The following is a 16,122-nucleotide window of genomic DNA, read 5'->3' as shown; positions in this document are numbered from 1 at the left end:
TATAATCAGGCGACTGTATTTGAAACCGTAAACCGGAGGCTGTATATGCTTACTTTTGAACAGAAACTGGCTATTCTTGATTCCTATCCCGAGCTGGAGCGGAGAAATGTATCGCTCGGCCGGGTGAATTATCACTTGGAGCAAAGCCGCCACGAGAAAAAAACCGTAGCCTTCCATCTCCATCCGAATGGCAACGGGTTTGTGTATGGGGGACTGCTGCGCGGTTATGAGACGGATGACAAGGGCATGGTAAATATCCGCGACTACGGGGAACCCGAGCTGCGGAGCCTGCTGGAGGCGTCTATTGCCTCCCTGTCCATGTTTATTCCGGAGGCGCCCGCACCCGGCAAAAGAAAGAAAAAACCCGCAGCCGGGTCGCTGTGGACCAATCATGAAGGGCACACGCTGAGCCTGAAGCCGGAGGATGACCTGTGGTATCTCTACGCCGGGCTTCAGCTGGAGATGGCCTTTGAGACACTTGAAGAAGCCGAGGAATATCTGGCGGAAGAAGGATTTGCCCGGACTCAGGGCTAGATTCCCTGCATTTTAATTCAAATTTGCTCATGCGGACTACAGAGCCCTTATTAGGCTCAAAACCTCTATTTTGCCGGGAATGCGGACTCAGAAGACGTTAGTTGAGCTCAAATGATACGTATGAAGGGGAATGGGCATAAATAACGTATTCTCAGTCCGCAAGAATGGCTGAACAGAAGAATTCTGCGAAATAAGAGCTCCTGTGTCCGGAACGATCAAGTGTGCTTCCCGGATTTAGAGACCGACGATTCTCATCGGACAACAAAGGACAGTCCCGGTAGCCGTTTCGGCCCAGGAACTGTCCTTTATTAAATACACAATATTTCAAAGTTAATAGCAGCGTGCCGCTATCCGCATTATTTTGTTGCAGGCATCTGTACTTCCTTGGCACTTAGTGCTTCTTCCGGCACTGTAATCTTACTGATCTCATTATGCTGATTAATCGTTGTCTTCATCTTGGTGTCCATGCTGATGCTCTGGCCATCATTGGTCATATCCATCATGATTTCAACATCCGTACGGGTGGGCAGATAAGTCTTCTTGTCCACCGCATATACTAGCTTCATACTCTTGATGTCCATCTGCTCTACCAGCGCCGCCTGACTCTTGTCACCGCCGTTCTGTTCAAGATAGCTTTTAGCCAGCTCTTTGACGCTATCCCCCGATACATCCGCCGTCAGCAGATAATTATTGCCGTCTTCGGTGACCTTCGTATCCTTGGCAATGGTTTTGAATTGCTCCAGTTGCGCCTCCGGATTGGCAGATTGCTCCAGCGAAGCTGTCATCTGTTTTGACATCTCTGCCGGTATTTTCAACCAGCGCCCGCCTGTCTGGGAGTAGATGCCCGAACCGGTGATATACTGCTCCACATTCTGTACACCTTGCCCGCTATCCACCTTGACAGCCTGATGCATTTGCAGCGGTTCCTTGATTAACTCAGATTTAGTAGTCATTTCTACTTTTTGCTGCTTGGCCGTTTCGCCCTTGATGGTCATATTCTGCGAGACCTGCGAATCCATCCCGAAGCTTTTGAGGTCCTTGGCGGCTTCTGCCGACTTCCGGATAAGCTCATCTAACGTTGGAACCCCTTGCTCTGAGGCTTGCTCTACAGGCGCGGCCGACGCAGACGCCGATGGAGCCGTAGAGGCCGAAGGAGCCGCACTGCTTGCATTGTTAGGCGCAGTTGATGCCTCTGCAGAATTCTCTGTGTTCTTGTCGTTTCCGCAAGCGCTCAGGCTTAAGGCCAGCGCTGCCCCCATTACTACCGCAATCCATTTCTTCAACATGTCTTCCTCCTACGCAAAGTGTGCCGATGCCCCTTAGATTTATAGATGGTAACATCTGCCATGGTGTGTATGTCAACTATTAACCCATCGGGCGGGATTTCTAACATTACTTTTTTTGGAAAGAATCCCCTATCAACACAAGGCAAATTATGGTTAGATGAACAAGAAGGCCATAACCTACAGGGAAAGAAGCGTGAACCGCATGGGTTTTGAAATCGTAGAGGCTACCATTCCGGAGATTCAAGCTGCGCTTGAAACCGGCCAAATGACGTCCAGACAATTAGTCCTCATGTATCTTGAGCGCATCGCCGAGCATGACAAAAGCGGGCTGACGGTGAACTCCGTCCTGGAGATTAATCCCGATGCCCTTTTCATCGCCGAAGCTCTGGATGTGGAACGCTCCCTGCAAGGACCGCGCGGGCCGCTGCACGGTATCCCGGTCTTGCTCAAAGACAATATCAACACAGGCGACAAAATGCACACCAGCGCAGGCTCGCTGGCTTTGGCGGATTCTTTTGCCGGGGAAGATGCCTTTATTGTAACCAGGCTGCGCGATGCCGGGGCAGTCATTATGGGCAAAGCCAATATGACGGAATTCGCCAACTTCATGACGAACGGCATGCCTTCCGGCTACAGCTCGCGCGGCGGACAGGTGCTTAATCCCTACAATATATCCACTCCGACCGGCGGCTCCAGCGCCGGTTCTGCCGTAGCTGTGGCCTGCAATTTCTGCACAGTATCCGTAGGTACGGAAACCTCCGGGTCGATTCTTAATCCCGGAAATCTCGGCTCGATCATCGGCATCAAGCCGACTGTGGGTATGCTGAGCCGTTCCGGCATCCTGCCGCTCTCCAACACACAGGACACCGCCGGTCCCATGGCGCGCACTGTCCGCGATGCTGTTCTGCTGCTGAACGCGATGCTGGGCAAGGATGACAGCGACGCCGCCATGGGCACAGGCGTTGGCCGTCTGCATGAGGATTATACGGTTTTCCTCGACCCGAACGGGCTGCAGGGCGCGCGGATCGGCATTCCGCGGGATTATTATTTTGAGGAGCTGACAGACGAGCAGCTGGCGCTGTTCAATGCTTCGGTGGAGCGGATGCGCGGGCTTGGCGCCACCATCATTGATCCTGCAGACATCCGGACAGCGAGGGAAATCAAGTACTCTTCCGTTGTGCTGAATGAATTCAAAACCTCACTGAATGCCTATCTGGCCCGTCTCGGCCCGGGAGCCCCGATGCGCACGCTGAAGGATATCATCGATTTCAATCATGCCCATCCTATGGAGACTCTGAGATATGGACAATCCACGCTGCTGGATGCCGAATATACCTCCTCCGGAACGTTCACCGAGCCGCAGTATCTGCGCGACCGGGCAACGGACCTCCGGCTCTGCAAGGAGCTCGGAATCGATGCCGCCATGAAGGAGCATCAGCTTGACGCACTGCTGTTCCCGGCCGATTTCGGCGCGCGGATTACCTCAAGGGCAGGTTATCCGTCCATCGTCGTGCCTTCCGGCTACACCTCCGCCGGCGTTCCCTTTGGCGTGACCTTTTCTGCCCGGGCCTATCAGGAGCCGGTGCTGATCCGGCTGGCCTATGCCTACGAGCAGAACTACAAGATCCGCAAAGCACCTTCGCTGCGAAGCTTTCTATAACAAAAACGGCTGTGCCGTCCTCCATGGGACAGTGCAGCCGTCTTGGTTCTAGCGTTACCTGGAGAACGATTCCCCATGAATCCTGCGGCAACTCTTTAGGTGGAAAAAGGGAGCCTAATTTGCCGGAGTACCCTATCCTCGGGCAGATGAAGTGGAAAAAGGGTCACTAATTCAGCTCATTTCGCCATTGGACAAGAAAAGTAGCCCAATTAAGTTTACTTTTTCCACTTAACTCTCAGGATTTCTTGATATCCGGAAAAATAAGCTCCCTTTTTCCAACTAGCACCTGCGAAGAAACCGGAAAGTAATTGCTAGACCGGCTACCCCCTCAGAACTCGGCCTTCGCTACTCCTACAACGGTATTTCTGCCGTTGCTCGTTACACAACTTCAAGCATATTTTTATCCACATATGGAAGTAATCATAGAGCTGCCTCTTCTATTCCTCCTCTATTCCTCTGCGATGCCCATGTGCCGATTACCTGCATGCGACAGTCCCCAGGTGCGCAGCTCATAGCTGCGGATTCCCGTAAGAATGTACGGATCACGCTGAGCGATCCGTTCAGCTTCTTCACGGGATTCCGCACGGATAATAACCATGCCGCCCGGACTGTCGCTGAAGGGGCCGCACATGACCAGCTGTCCGCTGCGTTCAAGCTCCTGCAAATGCTTGACATGCGCCCGGATGATATCCATATCCCTCCGGTCCTGCGGGGTTGGACTTAATAAAATGACATAACAAATATCCTCTTCGCTATTCACAGCACTCATTTGTTGTCCTCCTTATTCATAACCTTGCTGGCTCTCTTCATCGGCGATATTCTGAATCTCCTCGGCATGCATTAGATAGAGGCCATAGTCTCCTTCTTCATTCAGCTTCGATGCACGCTCCTTGAAAAATTTCGGACTCCCCTCGGCGGCATCTTCGTCATAGAACAGCAGAATTGCATCGCTTTTGCGGAATAACAGGTCATCTCTAGCCCGGAACTGCCAACTGCCGTCATACGGAGCATTGCTGACCGCCCCGCAGTAATCGGCCCCGGCCACAATCCGCCGGTACTCATTCTGCTTCTCTTCCTTCCACTTCTCCTCCGGTGCGGCATGTGCTGTAATAATGCCCAGCTTCAATCCGGGGTACTGCTGCTTCAGCTCAAGCACCACTTCACAGGCCCACAGATCCACACCGTATTGGCCGGGCGTAATGATCCAGTCCACCCCCTCCTCAACCAGCGGAACCAATCTGTTCATCAGCGCTTTTTTGATATAAGGAATCCCCTGATGTTTGCTGTCAAAAATCCCGAGCTCATGCGCACGGTAGCCTGTTACCAGTAATGTTGTCATGTGCTGCCTCTCTCCTGAACCGTTACTCTTCGCCAACTAATTAACGAAGTTCGCAAAAGCAAAGATCGAACATTCTTTGTCTTTCAAACAATTTTCTTGTTCTGGGGTTGAATGAATTGTAGTGTGAGCGGATGGGCCATGCTATAATTTGCTCCATGGACTTTTAATGTGGTGGATGTTTTCGGACCACGGCGCAGCTTACCGGAAGGGGGTGGCACCGATGGTCAACCTTGTGTCGTGCTACGATGTACTGCGCTGGATCGTTTCGTTACTGAGCCTTGTGTTCAGTGTACGGAAGCTCTATCGTATACTGCGTCGGAAACTTCGGAACAAGCGAAAACCCACCGCGAAATAGGTTGGCGCCTTAACGGTGGGTTTCGCTTGAACTAGCAATTTTGTTCGTGCGCGCCGTGGTGATCCACAGCCTTACTGGTCCTAAGGAGACTTTGCCGTTGGCGCGGCGGGATCTCCTTTTTTAGTATACGGAACCGTTGATCTTCTTTATACCCACTATTTTAACACGCAGAATAATGACGTGTCCATTGGGTAACCAACGTCAAGAATAGAATGAGGCGAGTGAAACACTCCAGTTGTACCGGATAGTCTCACCCGCCATCTATTGCACTTTGTACAGCTGATGACCCATAAATCGGCCGAAAAACTCAATCTAATGTACTTTGTACATTTGAATCCGCTGGAAAAGCAGTTTTTGACTCCAAATCCGCAAATCTGTTGCACGAAATACAGGAGAAGGCGATTCTATGCAGAATAAAAAAGTTTTCTATTGCACAAAGTGCACTCATATAAAAGATCCACCGCAATAGTTATCCAAAAAGAGGACTACGGCGTTTTCTAGTTCTTGTCTGACAAAATCAGAACGCTCCGCCCCGGAACCACGGCCGTGCCGCTGAAAGTTTTGCCCGTCAGCAGATCGGTGCGCTGCACGGAACCGATATCAGCGCTAAGCTCGCCTTCCTTATGGTTCAGCAGGAACAGATAGGATACACCGTCCTTGACGCGCTGTACGGATTCGATGCCTTCCGGTGCGCTGACCAGCGGCTGAATCTCTTTTTCTGCACACAGGTTTGACAGGAACCCTTGCAGGAACGCCGCATCCGGGCTGGTTGCCACGTAGTAAGCCTTGCCTTCGCCAAAGCGGTTCACGGTTAGAGCCGGCATCCCTTTGTAAAAATCAGCGCCATACTCAGCCAGCACTTCAGCGCCTTCCGCGTGAATCAGATCGCACAGCAGATCGCACGGGTAAGTGCGGTTCAGTGCGCCCCATTCTTTGCTCATCACGATTTCATTGCTCATTCCCGGCAGCAGGGCGTCGATTTCCTCAGCCCAAATGCCGAGCACCTTGCGCAGCTCGCCCGGGTAGCCTCCGACGGTAACCAGATCATTTTCGTTCACGATGCCGCTGAAATAAGTCGTAACGAAGGTGCCGCCCGCCTTCACGAAGGCTTCAACCTTTTCGGCAAATCCCGGCTTGATCATATACAGCACCGGAGCGATAACAATCTTATACCTGGAGAGGTCTTCTTCAACACCGATCATATCGGCTTCGATATTCTGCTGATACAGCGCGTCGTAATATTTATGCACTTCGTTCACATAATCCAGCGCTACGGAAGGTCCGCTTGACAGGTCAAGCGCCCAGCGGTTTTCCCAGTCGTAGATAATGCCGATCTGCGCTGCACTGCGCGCATCCAGCAGCTGGTCGCCCAGCAGCCCCAGCTCTCTGCCAAGCTCGGCACATTCACGGAAGACCCGGGTATGCTCATGTCCTACATGCTCAATGACAGCGCCATGATACTTCTCGCAGGCGCCGATGGAACGGCGGAGCTGGAAAAACAGCACCGTATCCGCACCCCGCGCTACCGCCTGATAGCTCCACAGGCGCATTACACCTGGACGCTTCAGCGAGTTGTACGGCTGCCAGTTCTGCTGGCTTGGCGTCTGCTCCATCAGCATAAACGGCTGGCCGTTCTTCAGACCGCGCATCAGGTCATGCGTCATGGCCGTATGGCTGACCGGCGTATCCAGCGACGGGTAGTTATCCCAGGAGACAACATCCATATGCTTAGCCCACTCGAAATAATCCAGCTCGGGGTAAAAGCCCATCAGGTTGGTGGTCACCGGAACGTTCGTGCTATGCTCCTTGATGGCATCATATTCCAGCTTGTAGCATTCCAGCAGACTATGCGACATAAATCTGCGGTAATCAAGGGAAATTCCCTGGAAGTTGGTCCGGTTGCCGTTCCATTCCTCACTCAATTCGCTTGGTACAACAATTTCTTCCCAATCATAAAAGGTGTGCCCCCAAAAGCGGGTGTTCCAGGCTTTATTGAGCGCATCCAGCGAGCCGTAACGGTTCTTCAGCCAGACCCGGAAAGCTGCTTCAGACTGCTCGGAATAGTCGTAGCCGCCGTATTCATTAGAAATATGCCAGGCCACCAGCCCCGGATGGTCCTTGTAGCGCTCAGCCAGCTTGCCCGCCAGCTTGGCAGCGAATTTACGGTAGACCGGACTGTTCGGGTTGGAGTTGTGGCGTCCGCCGAATTTACGCTTTCTGCCCTGCACATCGACCCGGGTCACTTCAGGATAGCGGTGGGCCATCCAGGCCGGATGGGCTCCTGTGCTTGTAGCCAGGCAGACATAGGTTCCATTGTTATATAAACGGTCCATCAATTCATCCAGGCCGGAGAAATCATAGGTATCCTCCGAAGGCTGAATCAGCGCCCATGAAAATACATTAATCGTAGCAACATCAATACCCGCCAGCTTGAACATCCGTTCATCCTCTGCCCATACCGGGGCGTCCCACTGCTCGGGATTGTAATCTCCGCCGTACCAAATCTTTGGCAATTTATCGTTGATCACGTATCGCACATCCTTTATAGTATAAGTATATTCTTATTGTAAACGCTCTACGATTCCCTTTAAATATAAAATTACCACCAAGACATATAATAATATGGAACAAAAGGAGAGGATGCATTTGCCCGTGACAGCCCCCCGCAGAATTGTGTTCGGCCAAGAAGGCGGATACCACCTGCCGATTACACTCGACAGCATGGGCTACAACCCCGATCAGGAGAAGGTATCCCGCCCTGAGGGCTACCACGCCTATCATTGGCTCCAGACCTCGCAGGGTGAGGGAATCATCCATTTCGAGAATAAAAAGCTTACGCTCGCCGAAGGCAGCGGCGTACTCCTGCTCCCGGGGATCTCCCATAGGTACGAAGCGCTGTCCGCTGAACCGTGGTGCACCTATTATCTGACCTTTGGGGGAAGCTCTGCCCGGCAGATTCTGGATTCACTCGGCATGAACGCCAACTCCTTTTACCGCTGGGAGAGCGAGGCGCCGTTGCCCCTGATGCTGAAGGAAATGCTCGACCGGCACGATGCCGCTGAGGATATGTTCAGCCTTGGTGCTTCTACCGATGCCTACCGGTTCCTCCTGACGCTCAGCAAATACGGGCACCTGCACAACAATACCGCCATCTCCCGCAATGTGGACAAGGTGCAGCCACTGCTGAAATGGATGGACAGCCATTATGGCGATCCCGATATCGGCCTGCATGACCTGGCTCTGCAGCTTGATGTGTCGGGCCGCTACCTTAACAGCCTGTTTCTGCAGACCTTCGGCCTTTCGCCATATGCCTATTTCGTCCGCCTGCGTATCCGCAAGAGCAAGGAGCTGCTGGTCAGCCAGCCCGATCTAACCGTAAAAGCCATTTCGCAGCAGGTCGGCTTCCGCGATGTCAGCCACTTCGTGGCCACTTTCCGCAAGCAGTCCGGAACCACGCCGGATCAATTCCGGCGGCTGCATTGATTTTCTTTATGAAGTGGAGAAGTGGAAAACTTGGGGAACGTGAGTGAGGTTCATAAGGGACTGAAGCTAAGTGGAAAAAGTAAAACTAATTCGCTGAAATCCGGGCTACAGAAGGTTTTAGTGGGATTTCGTCCACCTAATTCATGCCTATTTCCCCCATACGGCCACTTTCAGCCGAATTAGTGGTACTTTTTCCAACATAGGCTGCTCCATAAGCTAAATGAGCTTGATTAGTGGTACTTTTTCCCACTAAGGATGATGAATTTTAGTTTTACATTATGGGGGTAGGGTCGTAACTCCGGGGAATGTTTGGAATTCCGGCCTCAGAACACAAGCAGCGGCACCCGGGGCTGAACCAGCCGGGGTCCGCTGCTTGTGTATTTTGCATAGGACCATGAGGTAAATTCGTTAAAAGAGCCAGATACACAGGCCCACGATAACCGCGAGCACACCTACCGCTATCACCAGATCGGTAACCTGCCTCCAGAAGCCGGTTATGCCTTTGTGATGATATTTATGCGCGTCGGCATCATGCTTGGCTTTGTGGGCGTAGGGGTCCGGCCTGGGTACAGTAGGGCCCGGATTAAAAAAGTCAGACATGGAAATCATCTCCTTTTATCCATTATACCCGTGAGTTCCCGAGAATAATACCCCGGCTGATGCGTTCCGGCTCCATGGAACAAGTACAGGATCAAAAGTCCGCCTATTTCTTCAGCTTATCCCAAGCGGCCTGCATGCTTTTTTCCCAGCCGGCTTCGTCCGTTTTACCCGCGATCAGCTCTTGAATGACACTGGCAAATTCTTGAGTCACACCATCAGGGAATTTGGAGGATTGCAGACCATACACCTTGCCGTCCTGCACATATTTCCATACATCGGAACCGAGTGCCCCGATATCCTCCGGAGTAGCTTCAATGGTTTTCAACGCAGGGATGAACTTCCATTTTTTAGTGATATATTCTTTACCCATATCGGAAGTTACGAGCCAGTTCAAGAATGTTTTGGCTTCTTCTTTGGAAGCGGAATCCTTGTTCACAACCAGGTTGGCAGGAATCCCTACAGTCAGCTTATCATTCTTCTCTGCATTATCATTGATTGGCATAGGGAACATGCCGATGTTCATGTTAGGCGTAATGTTGTCCACAAGCGTTTGAGCCCAGTTGCCTTCCTGCATCATAGCCGTTTCACCCTTGGCGAACAGAGCCAGGTGAGTATTGGCATCGGTGGTCAGCGGATTTTTCTGGCCGTATTTCACGGTCAAATTAAGCAGGTTGCTCCAGTCCTTGAATACCGGGTTGCCTACGATACTTGCAGTGCCTGCATTGAGGCCTTTGATGAACTCATCTACGTTATCCTGCTGTGCAAAGGCTACGCTGATGCCCTGGTTGCCCAGCAGCCACCATTCCTGATACGCGTTGCCGAAAGGTGTGACATTGATAGCCTGCAGCTTTTTAGCGGCTGCTTCTAGCTCGGTGATGGTTTTTGGCGTTTCAGTGATGCCGGCTTTGGCGAACAAATCCTTGTTGTACACATAGCCGATTCCTTCAAGGTTCATGGGCATACCGTAGGTTTTGCCGTCTTTGGTCATAGGCTCTGCCGCCATCGGGATCAGATCCTTCACCCAAGGCTGGTCGGACAGGTCTTCCAGCTTGTCTGCCCACAGGGCCATTTCGGCATATCCCCCATTGGAGAAAATATCGGGCGCATCGCCGGAAGCAAATTTGGTTTTCAGGGCTGCCCCATAGTCTGCACCGCCGCCGACTGTTTGAATATCCAGCTTGATGTTAGGATGCTCTTTTTCGAATTCCACCTTCAGCTCATTCAGGCCTTCAACGATTTCCGTTTTGAACTGAAAGATTTTAACCGTTTTCACTGCGCCGGATGTATTGCCAGCGCTTCCATTTGATGCATTATTAGATGCGGTATTATTGGAATTTCCGCCACAGGCCGCAAGCACAACTGACATTAGCATTACAGATGACAGCATCACTGCAGAACGTTTCTTCATCATTTCTAATTTCCCCCTTGAATAAATTAACTGCTGGTATATTTGGAACGGGGGCCCGGGGAATTAACCCTTCACCGAGCCTGCCGCTATTCCCTCAACAATGTAACGCTGCATGAACAGATAGAAAATAACGATTGGAGCAACCCCAAGGGTCAGTGCCGGAAGCGCCATATCCCATTGCTTCGTATATTGCCCGAAGAACGAGAAGGTAGCCAGCGGAATGGTGCGCAGCCCGGGCGCCTGAAGAATCAGCGACGGGAGCAAATAATCGTTCCAGATGCCTAGCGCGTTTAAGACGATGATCGTCATCAGCATCGGCTTCAGCAAAGGAAGCACGATCCGGAAGAATGCCGAGATCGGATTACACCCGTCAACGGTTGCCGCCTCTTCAATCTCAAGCGGCACCGATTTGATGAAGCCGTGGAACAGGAAGATCGCCATCGGAATACTTAACCCCAGATTGGAGATAATCAGACCGGCAAAGGAGTTATTGACCCCAAGGATATTAACGACTTTCAGGATCGGAATCATAATGGTCTGAAACGGAACCACCATCGCCGCTACGAACAGCAGCAGCAGAATTTGATTGAACCGTGTGTTGGCGCGGACCATCCGGTAAGCAGCCATTGCGCTGAACAGCGAGATCAGAACCACTGAGATGATGGTCACAATCAGTGAATTGCGGAACGCTTCGGAGAAGCGGGCTAACTTCCAGGCATTCGTGTAGTTGGACCACATGAATTCCTGCGGCCAGCTTGCCGCATTGCTTAGAATCTCACCGAAGGACTTCACCGAGTTCGCCAGCAGGAAATAGAATGGGGAAAGAAACAGCAAGGCCAGCAGGATCATAAGCACTTCAATTCCAATATTCAATCTGCCTTTAGACTTTGCTTTCATTAAGCTTCTACCTCCTTGCTCTTCGTCACACGGACCTGAATGACGGTGATGATCGCTACAATCAGGAAGAAGAGCAGCGCTTTGGCCGTGCCCAGACCATAACGGTTGTTCAGGAAGGCTTCATTGTAAATATTCATGGCCACAGATTCCGTAGATTTGAACGGTCCGCCTTTCGTCAGGGACAGGTTCAGGTCGAACATTTTGAAGGACCAGGAAATGGCCAGGAACAGGCCAATCGTTACCGCAGGCATAATCAAAGGAACAATAATGCTGCGGAGCACCTGCATGCGGGAAGCCCCGTCAATCTCAGCCGCCTCCAGCACCTCTTTGGATACATTGCTGAGTGAAGCGATGTAGATCACCATCAGATAACCTGAGGACTGCCAGACAAAAACCATGACAATCGCCCAGAAGCCGGTGGTTGCATCCCCGAGCCAGGGAAGATTAAAGAAGGACCAGCCGGTGATATCGCCCATCGTGGCAAAACCCTTGATAAAAATGAACTGCCATATAAACCCAAGCAGCAATCCCCCGATCACATTCGGCATGAAAAAAATGGTACGGAGCATATTGCGTGTTTTTAATGGTTTTGTCAGAAAATAGGCCAGAAAAAAACCTACTATATTGGTCAAAACTACTCCCAGCACAGTAAATCTCACGGTGAACCAGAAGGATGACCAGAAATCCGGATCGTTTGTAAATATCGCTTTAAAGTTATCAGCGCCAACCCAGCTCACGTTCCCCGATACCCCATTCCAGTCCGTGAAGGAATAGTACATCCCCATCAGAAATGGAATAATCGTAATCAGGGTGAAAAACAATAATGCCGGACCGACGAAAAAAGTCTGTTGACCAAATTGGGACAACTTTGAACCGCGCATTCACCCGTCCCCCTTTCTTTTACTCACTTACTTGTTTATGATCTAAACATATTATCTGTTTTTTGAAGGGTCTCTTACACCTACTCAGGTGATCTTTCAGGTGTAAAATATTGATCGGATGTGACAAGAATCGATGAAATGGAACAGTATCCGCACGAAACTGATTGTTTTTTTACTCCTTCCAACTCTGGTTTGTATTCTGGCTACGATGTTTATCAGCTATTCCTACACGACGAAGTCTCTGCGGACCCGGGCGGTGGATGAGAATACGAATCTTCTATACCAAGGCTCCAAAAATATCAGCAGCTTCATTCAGGACGTAAACCGGCTGTCCCTGACGATCTACTCGGACTCGGACTTTTACCGGCAGCTTGAAGCGGGCTACGATGATATGTCGGCCAACATCCGCATTTATTCTTCGCTGAATTATATCCTGACCTCCATGCCTGACATCTTTCAGGTCTATCTATACCGCGTCAAGGACAGCAAAGCGACGCTCTTATCCCATAACGCCACGCCAAAGCGCTGGCAGGGAATCCCTCCCTACAGTGACTCCAGGATCACGGATGCCTATCCCTTATCCATTCAGAGCACCCATATCAGCAATACCTACGGGCTGAATTCACCGATCCCGCAGCTCACGGCCGAGCCGGTATTCACCCTGCACAGAAGGATTGAACGGATTCCTTCCACCGAGGCGCTGGGCTACCTTTCCATTGATGTGAAGCTGACTGCTTTTACGGATATCATGAATCAGCTGTACGAACAGGATAAGGAAAACATCTACCTGGTGGATGACAGCGGCACTCTCGTCTACAGCCATGATGAAGCCGCTCTCGGCAAGCCGCTGAAGGCCTCCTGGTATGACAAGCCAATCGCGGAAAAAGGCCTGTCCCAGGGATATTTTGAAAAAGACGGCGCCGTGTTTATCTATCAGAAGATTGAAAGCCCGGGACTGAACTGGACGCTGGTGAAGCAGATTCCGGTCTCCTACCTGTTCCGTGAAGCTAAGGAAGCGGCAAGAATCAATATTCTGCTGCTGGTGCTGCTGATGGTTATGATCATTGCGCTGACGATTCTGATCTCCTTCCGGATCACAGCCCCCATTAAGCAGCTGACCCGGTACATGAATCAGGTGCAGACCGGCAATCTTGAGATTGATATCCGGCCTGCCGGCAAGGATGAAATCGGCCTCGTTACCGAGCGCTTCCGCAGCATGATGGATACGATCAACAACCTGATTCTGCGGGAGTACCGGCTGGAGCTGTCGAATAAAACCAATGAGCTGAGGGCGCTGCAATCGCAGATCAATCCTCATTTCCTGAACAATACGCTGCAGATTATCGGTACCCTTGCTCTGGAGCTTAAGGTGCCGCAGATCTATGCCCTGCTCTCCGCGCTGGCCAAGATGATGCGCTACAGTATGTACAATGATGAAAAGATTGTTACGGTACAAGATGAACTGGACCATGTAAAAGCCTATGTCGAGCTGCAAAAGGAACGTTTTGAAAATAAGTTCACTTTCCGCTACGATATGGAAGAATCGCTGCTGAAGGCGCTGATGCCCAAAATGATCCTCCAGCCCATCGTGGAGAATTACTTCAAGCATGGCTTCAATCTCGCCCGCACCGACGGCCTGATTGAAATTAAGGCGGCCCGGCTCGCCACCGGGCGGATGGAGATTACCGTCCGGAACAACGGCAGCTCCATTCCCGCAGCGAAGCTGGAAGCCCTCCGGGAGGAGCTTCAGCATCCCGGCAGGCTGGATATAGACACGCTGAAGGAGACTGACAGCAACGACAGCAAGCGGGATGCTCCGGGGGCCCGGATCGGCCTGCCCAACGTGCTGGCCCGGCTGCGGCTGGTCTGCGGGGACAGCGCTCTGCTGATTGTGGACAATGATAAGGCCGGCGGAGTAATCGTCCGATTGGAAATTGATATTGTAGTGGAGAGTGAAACCATATGAAGGCGCTGATTGTAGACGACGAAGCCAGAGTCCGGAAGGCGGTCAGACTTCTGGTCGACTGGGATGCCCATCAGATCGGGGAAGTTCTGGAGGCCGGCAACGGCAACGAAGCCATAGAGCTGATCCGCAAGGAGAAGCCTGCACTGGTCATCATGGATATGATGATGGAATCCGGCAACGGGATCGAGCTGATGTCCTGGGTCAATGAATTCGCCGGCAACACCAAATTTATTGTAGTCAGCGGCCATAATGATTTTGATTTTGTCCGCCAGACGGTCCGCCATGGCGGGATTGACTATATTCTGAAGCCCATCGAGCCGGAAATGATCAATAACGCAGTAGCCAAGGCGGTAGCCGCCTGGCGGTCCGAGGAAGAAGAACGCAGCCACCGGCAGCAGCAGAGCATCCGTCTGAATGAAATCAGACCCATTTACGGGGAGAAGCTGCTGTCGGCGCTGATCGATGATCCGATCAATGCGGAAGCCTCACTGCGCAGGCTGTGGGACGACGGGGTAATCCCGCATACCGCCACAGTCTCACGGCTGATTCTGGTGCAGACCGATCCCGGCAACAACCCGCTGATCAAACGCTTTGGAGGAGACAGCGAACTGCTGTATTACGCCATCGTCAACATCTGCAACGAATTCCTGCACCTGCAGAACAAGGGAATTGCCTTCCGGTATTGGGGAGGCCCGCCGGAAATCGCCATGATCCTGTGGGATGTCCGGGAGCCTGTTGCCGAGCTGATCAACCGGATCAACGAGGGCATTTACATGACGCTGCAGTTCCGGATGCATTTTGGCATCAGCTCCGTGGGAGCCCTGCCGGGGGGCCTGCCGGCTGAACGCACAGAAGCCGCTGAAGCCTTGCTCCGGCGGAATCTGCTAAGACATGAGGATTACTGCCATTTCTCCTCCTCTGAACCTGCAGATACCGGAAGTGAACCTCCGGTTATCTTTGCCGACGTACAGGAGGAATGGAGAATGGCGGTCATCAGCGGCAACCCGGAGGTGCTGTCCGCCGCAGCCCGGCACTGGACTCAGGAGCTGAGCCGCCGGGGTGTCGTTACCCCGGAGATGCTGAATTCCTGGAAGGCCGATGCCCTGCTGTTCCGTTCCCGGCTGGTACGGGAAGCCCTTGGCGGACAAGCAGACAACGCACTGGCAGAGCTTGAGCGTGCAGATGCATTGAACCCTGCTCCCCTGCCCAGCGGCTATTCCTTCTCTTTGTTCGCCTGGCGCGACTGGTCCTTTGCTGTGCTGCAGCGCCTCTCGCAGGAGCTTACGGCCAGAGCAGTGAAGGAGCGCAACCCGATGGCGGAAATTGTGAAATACATTGAACAGAATTATCCATCTGACCTGTCGCTGCAAGAAGTGGCCGGCAAATTCTACGTCAGCCGTGAATACATCTCCCGCAAATTCAAGCAGGAATACGGCATCAATTTCTCCGATTATATCGGCAGTGTCAGGATCGAAAAGGCCAAACTGCTGCTGCAGAATCCCAACCTGAAGCTGTCGCAGATTTCGGAGATGGTCGGCTTTCACGATGTCAAATATTTCAGCAAGGTATTCAAAAAACAGGTTGGCCTCTCGCCCAAGGACTACCGGGCCCAGATTACCCCCTGATTATTCATTTTTTTTAATCGGGTCATTCGTCCATACAGGGATTGAGGAAGGTGCATATCTTGGGTCTGTAAGATAATAACGCGAAGGA

At 51.9% G+C, this 16,122-nt stretch carries 13 protein-coding genes; 5 read left to right on the top strand and 8 right to left on the bottom strand.

Annotated features, from left to right (window positions below):
- Nucleotides 1-45 precede the first annotated feature (45 nt).
- Nucleotides 46-534: a hypothetical protein gene (locus tag PRIO_RS05340; RefSeq protein WP_020428386.1), complete on the top strand. Its 489-nt coding sequence runs from the start codon at nt 46-48 to the stop codon at nt 532-534.
- A 356-nt stretch (nt 535-890) separates the two neighbouring features.
- On the opposite strand, the gene PRIO_RS05335 is transcribed toward PRIO_RS05340, so the two are convergent.
- On the bottom strand, nt 891-1,820 hold the full coding sequence (locus tag PRIO_RS05335) for a DUF6612 family protein (protein ID WP_020428385.1): 930 nt from the start codon (nt 1,818-1,820) through the stop codon (nt 891-893).
- A 202-nt stretch (nt 1,821-2,022) separates the two neighbouring features.
- Here PRIO_RS05335 and PRIO_RS05330 point away from each other — a divergent pair, with 202 nt between their 5' ends.
- Nucleotides 2,023-3,480, top strand: coding sequence for an amidase family protein (locus PRIO_RS05330; RefSeq protein WP_020428384.1), 1,458 nt, complete (start codon nt 2,023-2,025; stop codon nt 3,478-3,480).
- Nucleotides 3,481-3,928: 448 nt separating this feature from the next.
- On the opposite strand, the gene PRIO_RS05325 is transcribed toward PRIO_RS05330, so the two are convergent.
- The 3 genes from PRIO_RS05325 to PRIO_RS05315 all read right to left on the bottom strand — a co-directional run bounded on the left by PRIO_RS05325 (nt 3,929) and on the right by PRIO_RS05315 (nt 7,702).
- Complete coding sequence (locus PRIO_RS05325) at nt 3,929-4,249, bottom strand: YciI family protein (RefSeq protein WP_020425886.1); 321 nt, start codon at nt 4,247-4,249, stop codon at nt 3,929-3,931.
- A gap of 12 nt (nt 4,250-4,261) precedes the next feature.
- Entirely contained in the window at nt 4,262-4,819 is a 558-nt protein-coding gene (locus PRIO_RS05320; protein WP_020425885.1) for an SLOG family protein, read from the bottom strand.
- Nucleotides 4,820-5,671: 852 nt separating this feature from the next.
- Nucleotides 5,672-7,702 (bottom strand): beta-galactosidase, encoded by a 2,031-nt coding sequence (locus PRIO_RS05315; protein WP_020425884.1) that lies wholly within the window; start codon nt 7,700-7,702, stop codon nt 5,672-5,674.
- A 124-nt stretch (nt 7,703-7,826) separates the two neighbouring features.
- Here PRIO_RS05315 and PRIO_RS05310 point away from each other — a divergent pair, with 124 nt between their 5' ends.
- On the top strand, nt 7,827-8,657 hold the full coding sequence (locus PRIO_RS05310) for an AraC family transcriptional regulator (RefSeq protein ID WP_231869929.1): 831 nt from the start codon (nt 7,827-7,829) through the stop codon (nt 8,655-8,657).
- A gap of 408 nt (nt 8,658-9,065) precedes the next feature.
- Here the strand turns inward: PRIO_RS05310 and PRIO_RS05305 are convergent, their stop codons facing one another.
- The 4 genes from PRIO_RS05305 to PRIO_RS05290 form a co-directional block, all read right to left on the bottom strand.
- The gene (locus PRIO_RS05305) at nt 9,066-9,257 is read right to left on the bottom strand and encodes a hypothetical protein (protein ID WP_020425882.1); all 192 of its coding nucleotides are present in this window, start codon (nt 9,255-9,257) and stop codon (nt 9,066-9,068) included.
- A 103-nt stretch (nt 9,258-9,360) separates the two neighbouring features.
- Entirely contained in the window at nt 9,361-10,668 is a 1,308-nt protein-coding gene (locus PRIO_RS05300) for an ABC transporter substrate-binding protein (protein ID WP_020425881.1), read from the bottom strand.
- A gap of 60 nt (nt 10,669-10,728) precedes the next feature.
- Entirely contained in the window at nt 10,729-11,562 is an 834-nt protein-coding gene (locus PRIO_RS05295) for a carbohydrate ABC transporter permease (protein WP_020425880.1), read from the bottom strand.
- Nucleotides 11,562-12,443 (bottom strand): carbohydrate ABC transporter permease, encoded by an 882-nt coding sequence (locus PRIO_RS05290; protein ID WP_020425879.1) that lies wholly within the window; start codon nt 12,441-12,443, stop codon nt 11,562-11,564. The genes PRIO_RS05295 and PRIO_RS05290 overlap by 1 nt, the downstream gene beginning before the upstream one ends.
- 133 nt (nt 12,444-12,576) lie before the next feature.
- On the opposite strand from PRIO_RS05290, the gene PRIO_RS05285 reads away from it, so the two are divergent.
- Together PRIO_RS05285 and PRIO_RS05280 are read left to right on the top strand one after the other, a co-directional pair.
- A complete protein-coding gene (locus tag PRIO_RS05285; protein ID WP_020425878.1) occupies nt 12,577-14,409 on the top strand; it encodes a cache domain-containing sensor histidine kinase in 1,833 nt (610 codons plus the stop codon).
- Entirely contained in the window at nt 14,406-16,034 is a 1,629-nt protein-coding gene (locus PRIO_RS05280) for a response regulator (RefSeq protein ID WP_020425877.1), read from the top strand. Before PRIO_RS05285 ends, PRIO_RS05280 begins: the two co-directional genes overlap by 4 nt.
- Nucleotides 16,035-16,122: the final 88 nt, after the last annotated feature.

The organism is Paenibacillus riograndensis SBR5, from assembly GCF_000981585.1.
GTDB lineage: Bacteria > Bacillota > Bacilli > Paenibacillales > Paenibacillaceae > Paenibacillus_AQ > Paenibacillus_AQ riograndensis.
The sequence above is the reverse complement of the archived record's forward strand: the minus strand, read 5'-3'. Positions and strand labels throughout refer to the sequence as shown.

Coding starts and splice junctions, on each gene's coding strand:
- PRIO_RS05340 (WP_020428386.1), top strand. CDS start 46: ATGCTTACTTTTGAACAGAAACTGGCTATTCTTGATTCCTATCCCGAG.
- PRIO_RS05335 (WP_020428385.1), bottom strand. CDS start 1,820: ATGTTGAAGAAATGGATTGCGGTAGTAATGGGGGCAGCGCTGGCCTTA.
- PRIO_RS05330 (WP_020428384.1), top strand. CDS start 2,023: ATGGGTTTTGAAATCGTAGAGGCTACCATTCCGGAGATTCAAGCTGCG.
- PRIO_RS05325 (WP_020425886.1), bottom strand. CDS start 4,249: ATGAGTGCTGTGAATAGCGAAGAGGATATTTGTTATGTCATTTTATTA.
- PRIO_RS05320 (WP_020425885.1), bottom strand. CDS start 4,819: ATGACAACATTACTGGTAACAGGCTACCGTGCGCATGAGCTCGGGATT.
- PRIO_RS05305 (WP_020425882.1), bottom strand. CDS start 9,257: ATGTCTGACTTTTTTAATCCGGGCCCTACTGTACCCAGGCCGGACCCC.
- PRIO_RS05300 (WP_020425881.1), bottom strand. CDS start 10,668: ATGATGAAGAAACGTTCTGCAGTGATGCTGTCATCTGTAATGCTAATG.
- PRIO_RS05295 (WP_020425880.1), bottom strand. CDS start 11,562: ATGAAAGCAAAGTCTAAAGGCAGATTGAATATTGGAATTGAAGTGCTT.
- PRIO_RS05290 (WP_020425879.1), bottom strand. CDS start 12,443: ATGCGCGGTTCAAAGTTGTCCCAATTTGGTCAACAGACTTTTTTCGTC.
- PRIO_RS05285 (WP_020425878.1), top strand. CDS start 12,577: ATGAAATGGAACAGTATCCGCACGAAACTGATTGTTTTTTTACTCCTT.
- PRIO_RS05280 (WP_020425877.1), top strand. CDS start 14,406: ATGAAGGCGCTGATTGTAGACGACGAAGCCAGAGTCCGGAAGGCGGTC.